This window comes from Aurantimonas sp. A2-1-M11, from assembly GCF_036549475.1.
Classification (GTDB): domain Bacteria; phylum Pseudomonadota; class Alphaproteobacteria; order Rhizobiales; family Rhizobiaceae; genus Aurantimonas.
The window spans coordinates 1-13,241 of record NZ_JAZHLI010000083.1; the positions used below are offsets into that span (position 1 = coordinate 1).

Consider the following 13,241-nt stretch of genomic DNA (forward strand, 5'->3'; position numbering starts at 1 on the left):
CCTACAGCGCGATGAAGGGCGCGGACGAGATCGGCGACGCTACCGCCGAGCTACACCACGAATGGGTACACGACCCCGACCTTGTCGCCAATCCTTCTATCGAAGCCGACGAAGTCGCACTTTCAGTTGGCTGTGGAGCGTCGTCAGGCTTTCCAAAGTTTGCTGAATTTCTGAACTCGACAGCTCGCCGAAGACCTCTCGCTCTGTCCGTTCCCATATTGCTCGAACGAGGCGTTGGACTTCCGCGCCCTCCGGCGTGAGAACGACGTCCATCTTTCGCCGGTCGTCCAGGGATTTCACGCGCTCGACGAGGCCCTTCTCGACCATTCTATCGATCATTTTCGAGAGCGTCGCCGAGCGGATGCCGACTTGGTCAGCCACGGCGGAGAAGCTCAGGGGGGTGTCGGCCAGGACGTCGAGGAGTTCGTCTTGACCGGCGTGCAACCCGGCCTCCCAAACTGCAAGCTGCATGTACTGTCGAGTGAGCTTCGCAACGCGCAGCATCTCAACGACGGTATGGACGCTGGCCGGCGACACCGGGGCAGTCTCTGACGCACGGTACATCAAATCTCCCTCCTGATCGCCGAAGTTTGGGCATGTCGACATGACAACAACAGAGCATCCATAGGGTTCCGATGTCGGGTATCCGTGGTTTCGCCCTACGCTCGCAGTTTATCGGTGGGATGCGGGTTCTGGCTCGATGTCGGTGGCCGGTTCAGGACGCAGGCCGTCGCGACGCCCAGCGGAGGCCCCCGGCAACCTGGATGCCGGACCACATCCGCGAAATCGAAGACGAAGTGATAAGGTTTCGGTGCTATTCTGGAGTCTTCTGACAGGGTCATCGCGCTGACCCTCGCGCTGTTCCGATCGGACGCCAATTTCTGACTGGACGTCGGCAAGGGCGGAATGGTCGGTCTCGACCGGCGCGGTGAAATCGTCCGCGAAGAACGGATGGCTGCAGAAATGGGGATAGAATGACGACGACAAGCGAACTCGCGCATCCACGCGCAATTGTTGAGAACCTCAATAGTGAGCAACCGCAGCACGTCGCCGTCGATCTCGCGATCCAACTTGCATCTATCCATGTGGCGATCGACAGCAAACTGGAAACCGGCAGCATCGTCCCGCCCCACGAACCTGAGGCCACTCGAGACAGGGCAGCACAGATCCTTACAGAATCGCTCGCCTGGTCTAGCTAGATCAAACCAAGAACATCGGTTCACCAGAATCGGAGGCTTCTCTTTGTCCAGTTCGATCTCGCTACACTAGACCGCTAGGCGTCCTCCAGCCTGACGCAGGCATCACGGACACTCACATGCTACGATCATCGCCCTCGCGATTGGAGAGATCCCCGTCGATCTGAGGCTCCGCATTGCGGTGAAGCGGCCGGCGGTCAGCTGCCAAGATTACGACGAGGACAGGCGCTAGATCGCCGAGCATCTGGTCTGTCGGATCCGGGCATCGGTGCGGTGCGATTACTCCGGATCGGGCGCGCACGGAGGGCATGGGTAGGAGCGGCCTATTACGCTGATGTATCCGAAACAGGAACATCAGCGTAATAGGATCACTGGCAGCCGGCCCGGTCGACCCGCTGCTGCATGACGTCACCAAGGGCTTTCCCCTCGGCTTCTTCCTTCGCCCGTTCGATGTATGCCCGCTCCCAATTTTCGAGCTTGCGGCCAATCGTCGGGGTCGGCGTCCGGACCGCCAGGATCTCGTCGAGGGTCACCGGCCGGAAGTCCCAGCAATCGACACCGACATCCACGGCGCCGGCGACCAAGCGATTCCCGTGGACGTGTCCGAAGAGGTGGATGCTGCCGCGATAATACGCGGACCATTCGGCGAGCGGATAGTGACACATGACGACCCGTTTGCCGTCGACGGCGATCTCTTTGATGTCGTGAACCGATTCCCAGCCCCAGTTCCTGACTGCCGGCTTGTCGTGGTTTCCGACAACCAGGTGCTTGCGGCCGTGCAGCATCCCAAAGATCTTCTCGGCGTCGTCGACGGGCATCTTGTAAGCGAAGTCCCCGAGATGCCAGACCTCGTCATTCGGGCCGACGGTAGCGTTCCAGCGCTTCACCATCTCGCTGTCCATGCGCCCGACTGACTTGAACGGCCGACCGCACAGATCAATGATGCCGGCGTGCCCAAAATGGTGGTCTGCGGTAAAGAAAATCCTGCTCATTGTGGCCTCCTTCGCCAATGCTAATGCCTTTTAATGCTCTGAAGCTTCCATCGCATTACATTGAGAGTGATACTTTTACGCATCTCGTCATCTGTAATCGTCCAGACTTCCAGCGCAGACGCCACGAAATCATTCGGAGGGATGCCCTCCCTCTCCTCGATTTCACGCAGCCTCTGCTGCAAATGCTTCGGGATCACAATCAACATTGGTAGGCCTCCATCGCCCTTAGTTTCGAATTTCCAGCCGGTCGCGGTTGTCGACCAGGGTCTCTACGATGCGCGCCAGCTGCCGGAGGGAGCCGCCACGCCAGGCTTTCTCCAGGAGATCGCTTTCGTCGGGAGCGATCGGCGGGATCATGCCTGGGACGAGTCCCCTCTTCCTCCGGATATCGTCGACGATCCGCTTCGCGAGAGGACCGATATGCTCGGGCCCGGGATCGGGCATCCGGACCACATCGAACCTGTCCCGCAGTGGCGCCGGGATCGAGAGCGTGTTGGCCGTGGCGACGAACGACACGTGGCTGAGATCGATCTTCGCATCGAGGGCCGTCTCGTAATACTCGCTCGCAGTATGCGTCTCGAGCATAGGCAGGAGTGCGTCGACAAGGCTGCCGTTTTCGAAATGGCGGCCGGCCTTTTCGATTTCGTCGAGGATGACCAGTGGATTCGCGACGCCGTGCTGCCTGATCGTCTCACCGGGGGTCGACAGCTGTGCGGAATGCCAGCGCGCCGGCGTTCCCCCGAAAGCGTTGTCGCTGCTGCTGGCACACGGGAAGACGAAATGAGGGACATCGAGGAGCGCCGCGATCGCCTGGAGGAGACTGGTCTTGCCGGTACCAGGCGCGCCGACAAGCAGTGTGGGACGGAGCTTCACGACGTCGCCAACGCTGATTCCCGCAAGCAGCCGGCGGATGACGTCACTGGCATGCGGCCACTGCTCCAGGAGAATCGCGGTCGGATCGTTGTAGACCGTCCGGAGCGGCAAGTCCGCGTTCACGATCTTCTCGCAAGCCGTCCACAGACCTTTGGTGGCCTGCGTTTTCGCGACGACCGAACCGAAGGAGAGGACGCGGGCGGTCGGCCCGGTCGGCTCCGGCAGCATCTTCCAGTCGGCGTCCTCGTCCTCCGGGATCACCGGCTCCGGGTCCGGGGCGACGGCTTCGGCACGGAAAATCGCGAGGATCTGGAGAAAGTCGGACGGCAAATTCGCTTGTTCGATCGCGAGATCGATGTGCACGCAATCGAACGAGAGCGGGTCCCATCCGACAGGCCACCAGTCGGTTGGAGTGCCGAAATGCTGACGGAGGACTTCCGTCATGTGGGCCTCGGTCACCCTAGTCGCGTCGATCTCGGCGGAGGAGATCCGCGACAACACGTCGGGAATAACGTCGTCGGGCCCGAGTTGGAGCAGGACGTTGTTGTGGCCCAGCGCCTTGAGGACCTCGTGGACATCGATCTCGCGGGCCGCCACGTCGAGCGACGGGCCCTGAACTTCGTGCGCGATGCCCGAGAAATACGTCCGCGCAGCCCAACGGGCCGACCGCTCCCAGTTTTCATTGGCGCGGATGGCGACCAGCCGGCGCCGGTCCGACATCCTCTCAGGCACCTGCAATTGAGGATTCGCGAGGAAGATTGCTTTGAGGGTCGGGATTCGTGCGTCTTCGACGAGCGACTGGATGCCGAGATCTTCGTCGTCGCCGGAGAAGGTCTGTCCCTCGCTGTGAGGGCGGCGATTCCCGACGAGCCGGGCAAGCTTCTTTGACATGCAACGCACTCCAGATTCGACGGAGGGCCTGATTCGCCTGTGTTCCGTCTGGAAGCGTCTCTGGTATCAGCGAGGGGTTAAGATCGCTTAACGATTATCCGGAGATTTCGTCACAAGTCTTCGAAATCTTCGAAATCTTCGAAATCGTCGTCGTGGGCCAGTTCGAGCATGCACGACCTCGCGACCTGGCGGACGAACCCGAATTCCTCACGCATGTCTGCGTATACCGTGCGGACGCGGTCATCGAACACCTCTTTCAAAGCGAGCTGGTGCTCGAGCTTTTCGAGCAGCCTGGGCGGGATCCGGGAATCGCCATTGAGCCAGCGCGTCACTTGTCTCATCGGCACCATCGTCGACCGTTGAAGGCTTTCCGCGGTCGATCGCGGGAAGACAGCTTTCACCAGCGCGATGGCTTTGGTCGCGTCGTAAGGGACGAAATCGGGTTTCGTGGATTTGTCGTCGTCGTTCATGTCGTGGGGCCTCCATTCGCCCAGGTGGTGGTCGCGGTCATGATCATCGCAGAACCCGGCGCGAGGCTGAAGCCTGGCGAGAACATCCGTTCTACGACGACCGATGACGACGGAAACGGGCGGACAGGACGAGAACATGGGGGTATGCGGCCACACCCCCGACCCCTGCAAATGCTGGAAAGTGGAACGAGCGTCCCTCGTTCACACCGAGGGGGTCACAGGTTCAATCCCTGTCGCGCCCACCATATACTGCAGGGGTTCCAGTGAGGAACCCGCCCCCGAAAACTTGGCTGCCCGACGATTACCCGACTTTTCGTCGTCGCGCAGCACGCGAATTTAACGCTTTGCCGATATCATGGTCGGCGTCTGGATGCTCGTGGCCGTAGACCTTCATGAGCACCTCTCGGGTCATCTACAGGTAGGCGGCGATATTGCCGAGAGCGTGATCAGCGAATGCCCGGCTGAAGCGTCCGATCGGGCAATTCCTGGACACTGGGAAGGCGATCTCATTCTTGGGCTGGAAAGCTCGGCGATCGGCACGCTCGTCTAACGCACGACGCGCTTCACGATGCTGCTGCATCTCCCGCGGCTTGAAGGCCACGATGACGGGCCGCGAGCCAAGAATGGTCCAGCGCTCGCGGGGCACGGGGCGGAGGCCGTCCGTGATGCAATCACCCGCACCATCGTAGCACTGCCGCAGGAACTGCGCCGTTCCTTGACCTGGGATCAAGGAGCTGAAATGGCCCAGCACGCTAGACTAGGCTCACGATCGATACAGGCGTCCAGATCTACTTCTGCGATCCCCAGAGCCCCTGGCAGCGCGGCACCCACGAAAATACGAACGGATTGCTGCGCCAATACTTTCCCAAGGGGAACTCATCTGAGCATGCATACCGCAGAAACGCTCGCCGCCGTGGCTGCGACCCTCAACGCCAGGCCGCGCAAAACTCTCGGCTGGAAGACCCCCGCCGAAGCCCTTGACCAATGGCTAAAGACAACTGAAACAAATCCCGTTGCGACGACGGTTTGAATCCGCCCAATATGTCAGCATTCGCTACACTGAGCGGTTGGCCGAGGCCGGCATCGAGCCGTCCGTCGGCAGTGTCGGAGATTCCTGCGACAACGCCTTGGCGGAGACGATCACCGGTTTCTTCAAGGCCGAGGTGATCCACCGCCGCGGGCCGTGGCGCAGTGTCGAAGCCGTCGAGTTCGCCACCCTCGAATGGATCGATTGGTTCAATCACCGCCGGCTCATCGAGCCGATCGGCAACATCCCGCCCGCCGAGGCGGAAGCCGCCTATTGAAGCCATGCCGATCGACACGTAGGACTCAAGCGAAACGGTCTCCGGGAACACCCGGGCGTGTGTGGTTTAGATGTGAGTTACAGTGCCGCGATAGCCCTATTCGTCGAGCAAGAAGCATGCGTGAGACCATACTTCTGACCACGAAGGCCAAGTTTTTGAACACGCTTGTGGGCAGGATGGCGGAGTTTGGAATTACCCGACTCGCAGATGTCACGAACCTCGATCGAATTGGCATCCCTGTGGCGCTCGCGATCCGCCCTGCCGCCAGATCTGTGAGCGTTTCACAAGGCAAAGGGGTCGATCTCACGAGCGCGAAGATCTCCGCGTTGATGGAGGCGGTCGAGGTCTGGCACGCTGAAAACATCGCGCTACCGCTGACGCTGGACAGCATCGCCAACGTCACCGCGTCTGGACACGCCGTCGACGTCTCGCGTCTGCCGCAGGTCGCTGGCCAGGCGCGCTCACCGCAAGCCAGGCTACTTTGGGTGGAGGGGGTAGAACTCGGCTCAGGACGAAAGCTGCTCCTGCCCTTCGAAATGGTGCATGCCGACTATGCCGAGCCGGTCAAGCCAGGATATGGGCTGTTTCCGGCCAGCACCAATGGACTAGCCTCTGGAGCGACGCACGCCACGGCGCTCCGCAGCGCCCTTTGCGAGGTGATCGAGCGGGATGCGGTGGCAGTCTGGTCGACGCAGTCCGCGGAGGCGCGGGCAAAGACGCGGATTGACCTCGCTTCGATTGACCATCCCATTGCCGCGGCCACCTGCGGAAAAATCCGCGACGCCGGACTGGAAGCGGCGGTATGGGATGTAGCAACTGACGTCGCTGTGGCGAGCTTTCTTTGCCTGATCTGGGAAGGTGTGGCAGGGCTCGGCCACATCGGGCTTGGTTCGGGCACGCATCCCCGGCGGCATATCGCGCTGGTTCGGGCGCTAACCGAGGCAGCGCAGACTCGTCTCACATATGTGACCGGCTCTCGCGATGATCTCACGCCTGCGGAGTTTACGCCGCGTGGTCTGATGGGAAAGAGTATGTCGGTCAAGCGGCTCCTTGCCGATAGCCTCCCGACCCGCCACTACAACATAGCGCCGTCTTTTGAGAATGCTGGACCGGAGGATGAGGTGAGTTACTTGCTAGACTGCCTTGCTGCGTGCGGTATGAAAGGGGCAGTCGCGGTTCACCTCGACAAGCCCGGCGTTGGCATCCCGGTGGTGCGGGTAATCGTGCCGGGACTTGAGGCGCCGCACGATGACCCCGGCTACGTACCGGGCCCTCGGGCTCGCGCCGCGGCAGAGCGGCAATGAGCGTCGTGCTTTTCGCTGGGCCCTCACTGGCTGGCTTGGAGCGGCCGCTGCCGCCTATTTTCGATCGGCAGCCGCCAGCGCGGCATGGCGATGTATTTCGTGCAGCCCAGTTGCGCCCTGCCGCAATTGCGCTCGCCGACGGCTTCTTCGAGGGGGTTCTGGCAGTCTGGCACAAGGAGATCCTCTGGGCGCTGTCTCTCGGGATACCGGTCTTCGGAGCAGCGAGTATGGGGGCGCTCAGAGCAGCGGAACTCGACACCTACGGCATGGTCGGGGTCGGCCGCATCTATCAGGACTATCAAAGCGGCAAGCTCGAAGCTGACGACGAAGTCGCGCTCCTGCACGGGCCAGAGGAGGTCGGCTATCTGCCGCTTACCGAACCGTTGGTGAATGTCCGCGCTACAGTTAGTGCGGCGCAGCAGGCTGGAATCCTCGGTCCCTGCACCGTGCAAGCAGTGATGCACAGTGCAATCGCCCTGTTCTACAAGGCACGGACCTGGCCAAATATCATGCAGGGCATTGCTACTTCAGAAGCGTCCGCGTCCGATGTTGAGCGCTTCCAAGCTTGGCTACCGGCTGGGCGCGTCGACCAAAAGCGCAAGGACGCGCTCGCGATGGTCGCGTTGGTAGCGGAACTTTGCGGCCGTGATGCGTTGCCGCGCGTCAACCACGACTTCGAGCCAACATTCCTATGGGACCGGGCATTGGCAGGTTGGAACGAGGAGAGCGCGCCTGCCACCCGGCCGAGCCGATCAGCCTGGCGCGGGCGCGAGACGTTGGCTAGCCTGCTCGACGATGCGGTGTTAAATTCGCCGCAACGCACGGGCCGTTAAAGCGAGCAAGCGGACAGCAGCGTCAGGAGGCCGACTTGGCGATATGCGGCACGCGCTTCAGGCTCTTTCCGCAGGCAAGCTTTGCCGCGGCGGAGGTTGCACCCGAGACGGTACAAATCGCGACGCCCGCCCGACAGGTGGGGCCAGGTCCTGCGGACCACCGCGCCTACACGGTTTATCCGATCGGCAAGCGCCAGCCGTATGGGATCAGCATGGATCTAAAGGACAATACGCTTTCCCTGCCACCTTGGCACGGCCCCATCTATCTGCCAGCGCTGCCGGACGCAGAGGGGCATTTCGACTATCTCCCGCCCGGTACCAAGCAGTTCGAAATGGCGCATCTCTTCGGCACCGTGCGCTTCGTCATCGACGTATGGGAAAGTTATTTTCGCCGCCCGATACGCTGGCAGTTTGGACGCGATTTCCCGCGTTTGGAATTGTCGATACTGCCAAGTTTGCAGAACGCATATGCCGGCTATGGGTTCATTGAGGTCGGCGGCCACGGAGAGGGCGAGAGTTTTGTGCCCTACAGCCTGAACTTCGACGTGATTGCCCACGAAGTTGGTCATGCCATCATCTACAGCGAGCTTGGTGTACCTGATCCCGAGGCGGCGACCGGCGAGTATTTCGGTTTTCACGAATCGGCGGCTGACCTCGTCTCGCTGATATCCTCACTGCACTTCAACTCGGTCGTCGATGACTTGCTTTTGACGACGCGCGGCAACCTTTATACGCTGAACCAGGTGAGCCGGATGGCCGAGTTGTCGCCTGACGAACAAATCCGACTTTCCTCAAACGACCGGCGCCTTTCAGAGTTCTCGCGTGGCTGGAAGAAGGAGCACGACCTGTCGCAGCCGCTGACGGGCGCGTTCTTTGATATTCTGGTCGACATATTCCACGAGGAGCTTCTGGCGCGAGAGCTAATCACCCCATCATTAGAAGAAATGTCCGACAAACTACTTGCTACGCCTCACTACACGTCGTTCATGCAGCGTCTATTCGACGATGCGTTTGCGCGCGACCCAGACGGGTTCAAGATGGCGCTGCTACGAGCGCGCGACATACTCGGAACCTATCTGGCGACGACTTGGGACCTTATTGAGAAAGACGACCTTAACTATGTGGACGTCGCAGAGGTTTTCCTGGAGGTCGATCGGCAACTCAACGGAGGTAGATTCTTACGGTTAATTCGCGGTAATTTCGACTTACGCGACATCGGTTGGGTCGAGGTCGGGCCGCAGTTGCAGCCCTTCGGCAGTGATAGCCATGCTGGGTCAGTTCGCACATTGGTGCCCAGAAAAAGCTGATATCTCTCTTTTCAGTGACAATTTTCATAGTTATACTTGAAGAGGCGCAGGCGGCCAGCGCATCTTGTCTAGGCCGGGCACAAGAGGAGGCCGAGATGACAGAGACGCTGCTCAGTCCCTCCAATATTCTGTTATTTGGACGGGTGGTTGAGGATCTGGATATCGTCGATCCACCGACCCCGATTTCACACTTCGAATGGGTGGACGTAGCGAGTGTGGACAACCTCGCGTTCACGGGAACTGTTGCCGTGGACGAAATCAAGCTGAAATCTAAGTATCGGATTCTGCTGAAGAATCAGTCCGACTCAAATGAACTTGGCGTGTACAAATTCGTTCCTGCGAATTCTGAAGACAATAACACCAATTTGCCTCGATTGGACATTGATGAAAGCTTTGAATATGAAGCGGGCATGGTAATAAGAGTAAGACTCGGAAAGACGAATAAGACGACTTCTTGGCGAATTGAAAATATAAATCCTGCAACTGGTAATCCGACGGCTTTTGTTCATTTATCTGCTCAGAAAGACAAAAGTCATAAACCGTCTCCCGCACGAAGTTCGAGTGCCAATAAGTTTTTGCAGAACCAGTTGTCCAGTGACGCTGCATGCTTTGCCCGCGTCTACGGATTTAGCTACGAGGGTACTTATTACGATCTGCCTCGTCCTGTATTATTTCTCGTCCATGGAGAGGGAGTCGAGGCTACTGAATACAGAACGGGAAAGAAGGGTATGGCAAATCGAGCTCGAGCGCCCGGAGACCCGTCGCTTACTGGGTTGGCAGCCGCTGATTTTGACTACGCCGACGAACTGAAAGTCTGGTCTTACGATAAGGCCGACTACACGATTAGAATGGATGTCGACACAGGAATGTTCGAGCAGGTGCTGCTCAACATGTTCTTTGGCGACACCAACGGTGCTAGTGGCCCCAAGGTGGCCGGGGCGATGGTTAGCGGCGCCATGGTGAGTGGCGCGAAGGTTTCCGGCGCTATGGTGAGCGGTGTGCGGTTGTCGGGCCGACGGGGCGACGCGAGTGACTGATCAACGGAGCCCAGCTTTCTGCAACCCTTCAACGAAGTGCTCCACGTCCGATTGTAGCCGATCCGGCAATACATTCGCCCAATGCTCGACGCGGAAACCAGGATGGGCTTTCAGCACCTTCTCAGCTTCAAAGCGGGCATCGTCGAGTCTGCCCAACTGGGCATAACAGGCGGCAAGGACACGGCGCCCTTCGGTGGGATTCTGCATTGACTGGATAGCCTGCATAGCCTCGTCGTAGCGGTAGAGTTTGTAATATGCTCCGCCCAAATGCCAGAGGTACTGGTCCGGGAAGAATGGATTGAGCTGCATGGCCTTTTCCAGAAGCGCGATGGCTTCCTCCGATTGGCCCGAATGCGCGAGGGCGTCGGCCATGTCGGACATCAGATCTGCATCGTTTGGATTGAGCAGTAGCGCACGACGGTAAGCGCTAATCGACGCGTCGTGCTCTTTGCGGTAGAGATGCGCGTACCCCAACTCTCCGAATCCCCGCGCGTCTGTCTCGTCGGAAAGCGTCGCTGAAAGGGCTAGGTTGAGCGCTTCATCCAAGGCGCCAGTCGTATCCTCGCCCCAGTTGTAGCGCCAATCGAGGTTGAGCGTGCGAGACTTTGCCGCCAGCGCACGCGCATAGAGCGGATCGGCCTGAAGCGCGGCGTCGTAAAGCCGGCGAGCGATGAGATTTTCTTCGCGGCGGTACTGAAAGGAGTGCTGCTGGCCTTGTAGGACAAAACCGTAAGCGCGCAGATCGGATGGCGGAACACTCCGCAGGCGCTCGCGCTCAGATGCTTCGATCTGAACGGCGATCGCCGCGACGACGATCCGAGTAATTTCGTCCTGGATCTCGAAGATATCGTCGAGATTGCGATTATAGTGCTCGCCCCAGATGGTTCGGTCGCGAATGACATCGACAAGCTGGATCGTGATCCTGATCCGCTTGCCAGAGCGCCGTACAGTGCCATGGATCACGTAGCGCACGCCGAAGAGGTGTCCGGCATCGAGCGGCGAGATTTTTTTCTCGCGGTAAACGAAGGCGGAGTTGCGCGCGATCACGAAGAGGTTATGGAAGCGCGACAAGTTCGTCGTGATGTCTTCAGTAAGCCCGTGGGCAAGCCAGTTCTCCGAACCTGGTTTGCCGTCAAACTTGAATGGCAAGATGACTACAGATTGACCGCGCATCGCCGCCACGCGATCCGGCCTCCCTACACGCAACGCCGGTGTCATCGCAGTGGGCTCGCTGTCCTCGCGGAGCAGGAAGAGTTCCGCGGGCTCGGCAATGTTCTTCAGCACTCTAGGTCCGAGATATTCGAAACCGGCTGTTACCTTATTGCGGACCTGCTCGTGCACAGTAGAAGTCAATACGATTGATCCCGGCGGGGCCAGTGACTCGATCCGAGCAGCAATGTTGATGGTGTCGCCGCCTATTCCCTCGTCGTCGAAAAGGATTTCACCGCAATGTATGCCGATCCGGAAGACGATGTGCCGCTCCGACGGAACGCCGGCATTCTCAGACTGCATGGCATTTTGCGCCTGCATTGCGAAGCAGACGCAGTCGACGGCACTGTCGAACAGCATGAAAATGCCATCGCCGAGCCGTTGGACAACTTCGCCGCGATGTTTTTCGCCAATCTGGCCTAGCAGGCGCAGGCGAGCTATTACGGCCGCGTGGGTACCGATTTCATCCCGGCTCATCAAGTCGGCGTAATTCACAATGTCCGCGAACAGGGCTGCCCCGAGCCGCCGCCGCGGTCCCTCCGATTGGTCTCGTGACTTCACTGCCCAGCCGCCTCACCGCAATTAACAATAGCCGTCACCGTGATCAGCTTATGGTGTGTGTTCTTCCACCGCTCCGAGCTTGATTCTCTGGTCGCATCCAATCTTCGCTTGTAGAGCGAGCCGGTTTGCATACCATTCGTCTCGTAGTACGCCGACGACTACGGCGTCGAATGCCCGGCCCTTGGCAAACCAAGCTTCGCGCATTCGGCCTTCGTCGCGAAAGCCGAGGTGCATGACGAGCCTCTCTGTCCGCTCGTTATCCGACCGAAAGAAGGTTGTGAGCCGGCGGAGGCGCAGACGATCGAAGGCGATGTCCAAGAGCAAGGAGCCAAAATGAAGCCCGAGGCCTTTTCCCCGAGCCGGCTTGGACACGAACATTGCTAGCATGGCATCGCCATGAGCGTACTTGACGGACGATAGCCCGCCAACGGCCACCGGAGCCCGTTCGTTCGTCACGACAGTAAACCAGCACGCTGTCGGGGTGCGACCACCGGCTAGTTCCGACTCCCACATTTCTCGAATGGCAGTGCGACCGGGCGTGACCGTCAGTGAGCGGTCAAAAAGCGCGAGATCGTCCAGGTCAAGGAGCCAGGAGCCGAGCGAATCTAAGTCGTCCGGTTCCATTGGGCGCGCGAAGAAAGTCGCGGTCATGCGCTTGATCCATTAACGGCATGTTAGAGTAACACATATCCGGATCAATCACCCGCGCACTATGAAGCGCACCTCCCCGCCTCGCTGGTGGTGACTCGCTAGCTCCAGTCAGAAAGGCCTCCAGCAAACCAGATTCCCTCTCGCAACCTTTGCGAGGGGCGATGATTAGCAAGGCTGTTTTGAGACAAGGCCGAAGTCCCGGTCCGGTGACGGAAGCGCTCTGTTGGTCTCATTCGAGACAGAAGTTCTTCGAACTCGCCGCCATTGCCAAAAGCACCCGGCGGGGGAAGAACGCGGCGCCGATCTCGCCGCTGGCACTGGAGGCGGTCAAGCGCATTGACGCGCTGTTCGACATCGAACGCGAGGAGAATGGCCGCCCTGCCGAAGCGCGCTTGGCGGTTCGGCGGGAGCAGAGCGTGGCCGTTCTGGCCGATCTGGAAGACTGGATGCGCACCGAGCGGGCAAGCCTGTCGCACCACGCTCCGCTCACCGGGGCCATACGCCGAGCGGCCCTGGTGGCTACACTGCAGCCATGTTGGAGAGCGGCCAGACACCCGATCTGGAGAGCCTGTCGGCGACCGCGCTGCGCGATTTGATTGCGCTCGAGTCCGCG

The 13,241-nt window shown here is 59.8% G+C and carries 13 protein-coding genes and 3 pseudogenes; 9 read left to right on the forward strand and 7 right to left on the reverse strand.

Going from position 1 to position 13,241, the window contains the following annotated elements; translation table 11 throughout:
• Positions 1 to 96 precede the first annotated feature (96 nt).
• On the reverse strand, positions 97 to 564 hold the full coding sequence (locus tag VQ042_RS22260) for a MarR family winged helix-turn-helix transcriptional regulator (protein ID WP_331822502.1): 468 nt from the start codon (positions 562 to 564) through the stop codon (positions 97 to 99).
• A 410-nt stretch (positions 565 to 974) separates the two neighbouring features.
• Here VQ042_RS22260 and VQ042_RS22265 point away from each other — a divergent pair, with 410 nt between their 5' ends.
• A complete protein-coding gene (locus VQ042_RS22265) occupies positions 975 to 1,199 on the forward strand; it encodes a hypothetical protein (protein ID WP_331822490.1) in 225 nt (74 codons plus the stop codon).
• 365 nt (positions 1,200 to 1,564) lie between these two features.
• Here VQ042_RS22265 and VQ042_RS22270 read toward each other — a convergent pair whose 3' ends face one another.
• Genes VQ042_RS22270 through VQ042_RS22280 form a run of 3 tightly spaced genes read right to left on the reverse strand, consistent with a single transcriptional unit; the run spans position 1,565 to position 3,520 of the window.
• Positions 1,565 to 2,188: a metallophosphoesterase family protein gene (locus VQ042_RS22270; protein WP_331822491.1), complete on the reverse strand. Its 624-nt coding sequence runs from the start codon at positions 2,186 to 2,188 to the stop codon at positions 1,565 to 1,567.
• Between the two features lie 20 nt (positions 2,189 to 2,208).
• Complete coding sequence (locus tag VQ042_RS22275) at positions 2,209 to 2,394, reverse strand: hypothetical protein (protein ID WP_331822492.1); 186 nt, start codon at positions 2,392 to 2,394, stop codon at positions 2,209 to 2,211.
• 19 nt (positions 2,395 to 2,413) lie between these two features.
• Positions 2,414 to 3,520 (reverse strand): AAA family ATPase, encoded by a 1,107-nt coding sequence (locus VQ042_RS22280; RefSeq protein WP_331822493.1) that lies wholly within the window; start codon positions 3,518 to 3,520, stop codon positions 2,414 to 2,416.
• On the opposite strand from VQ042_RS22280, the gene VQ042_RS22285 reads away from it, so the two are divergent.
• Entirely contained in the window at positions 3,482 to 3,949 is a 468-nt protein-coding gene (locus tag VQ042_RS22285) for a hypothetical protein (protein ID WP_331822494.1), read from the forward strand. The genes VQ042_RS22280 and VQ042_RS22285 overlap by 39 nt on opposite strands.
• A 113-nt stretch (positions 3,950 to 4,062) precedes the next feature.
• Here the strand turns inward: VQ042_RS22285 and VQ042_RS22290 are convergent, their stop codons facing one another.
• Complete coding sequence (locus tag VQ042_RS22290; RefSeq protein ID WP_331822495.1) at positions 4,063 to 4,422, reverse strand: hypothetical protein; 360 nt, start codon at positions 4,420 to 4,422, stop codon at positions 4,063 to 4,065.
• Between the two features lie 439 nt (positions 4,423 to 4,861).
• Here VQ042_RS22290 and VQ042_RS22295 point away from each other — a divergent pair.
• The 6 genes and pseudogenes from VQ042_RS22295 to VQ042_RS22320 form a co-directional block, all read left to right on the forward strand.
• Positions 4,862 to 5,452 (forward strand): annotated as a pseudogene (locus VQ042_RS22295) (IS30 family transposase); the annotation flags it as partial.
• A 4-nt stretch (positions 5,453 to 5,456) separates the two neighbouring features.
• Positions 5,457 to 5,726: pseudogene (locus VQ042_RS22300) on the forward strand (integrase core domain-containing protein); the annotation flags it as partial.
• 116 nt (positions 5,727 to 5,842) lie between these two features.
• On the forward strand, positions 5,843 to 7,030 hold the full coding sequence (locus VQ042_RS22305) for a YcaO-like family protein (RefSeq protein ID WP_331822496.1): 1,188 nt from the start codon (positions 5,843 to 5,845) through the stop codon (positions 7,028 to 7,030).
• Positions 7,027 to 7,863: a TfuA-like protein gene (locus tag VQ042_RS22310; protein WP_331822497.1), complete on the forward strand. Its 837-nt coding sequence runs from the start codon at positions 7,027 to 7,029 to the stop codon at positions 7,861 to 7,863. Before VQ042_RS22305 ends, VQ042_RS22310 begins: the two co-directional genes overlap by 4 nt.
• Before the next feature lie 35 nt (positions 7,864 to 7,898).
• Positions 7,899 to 9,170, forward strand: a complete 1,272-nt coding sequence (locus VQ042_RS22315; protein ID WP_331822498.1) for a hypothetical protein — start codon at positions 7,899 to 7,901, stop codon at positions 9,168 to 9,170.
• 95 nt (positions 9,171 to 9,265) lie between these two features.
• The gene (locus tag VQ042_RS22320; RefSeq protein WP_331822499.1) at positions 9,266 to 10,207 is read left to right on the forward strand and encodes a hypothetical protein; all 942 of its coding nucleotides are present in this window, start codon (positions 9,266 to 9,268) and stop codon (positions 10,205 to 10,207) included.
• Here VQ042_RS22320 and VQ042_RS22325 read toward each other — a convergent pair whose 3' ends face one another.
• Together VQ042_RS22325 and VQ042_RS22330 are read right to left on the reverse strand one after the other, a co-directional pair.
• Complete coding sequence (locus VQ042_RS22325) at positions 10,208 to 11,977, reverse strand: adenylate/guanylate cyclase domain-containing protein (RefSeq protein WP_331822500.1); 1,770 nt, start codon at positions 11,975 to 11,977, stop codon at positions 10,208 to 10,210. It lies immediately after the preceding gene.
• Positions 11,978 to 12,025: 48 nt separating this feature from the next.
• Positions 12,026 to 12,628: a GNAT family N-acetyltransferase gene (locus tag VQ042_RS22330; RefSeq protein ID WP_331822501.1), complete on the reverse strand. Its 603-nt coding sequence runs from the start codon at positions 12,626 to 12,628 to the stop codon at positions 12,026 to 12,028.
• Positions 12,629 to 12,819: 191 nt separating this feature from the next.
• Between VQ042_RS22330 and VQ042_RS22335 the strand changes: the two are divergent.
• Positions 12,820 to 13,128, forward strand: a pseudogene (locus VQ042_RS22335) (IS66 family transposase); the annotation flags it as partial.
• Positions 13,129 to 13,241 lie beyond the last annotated feature (113 nt).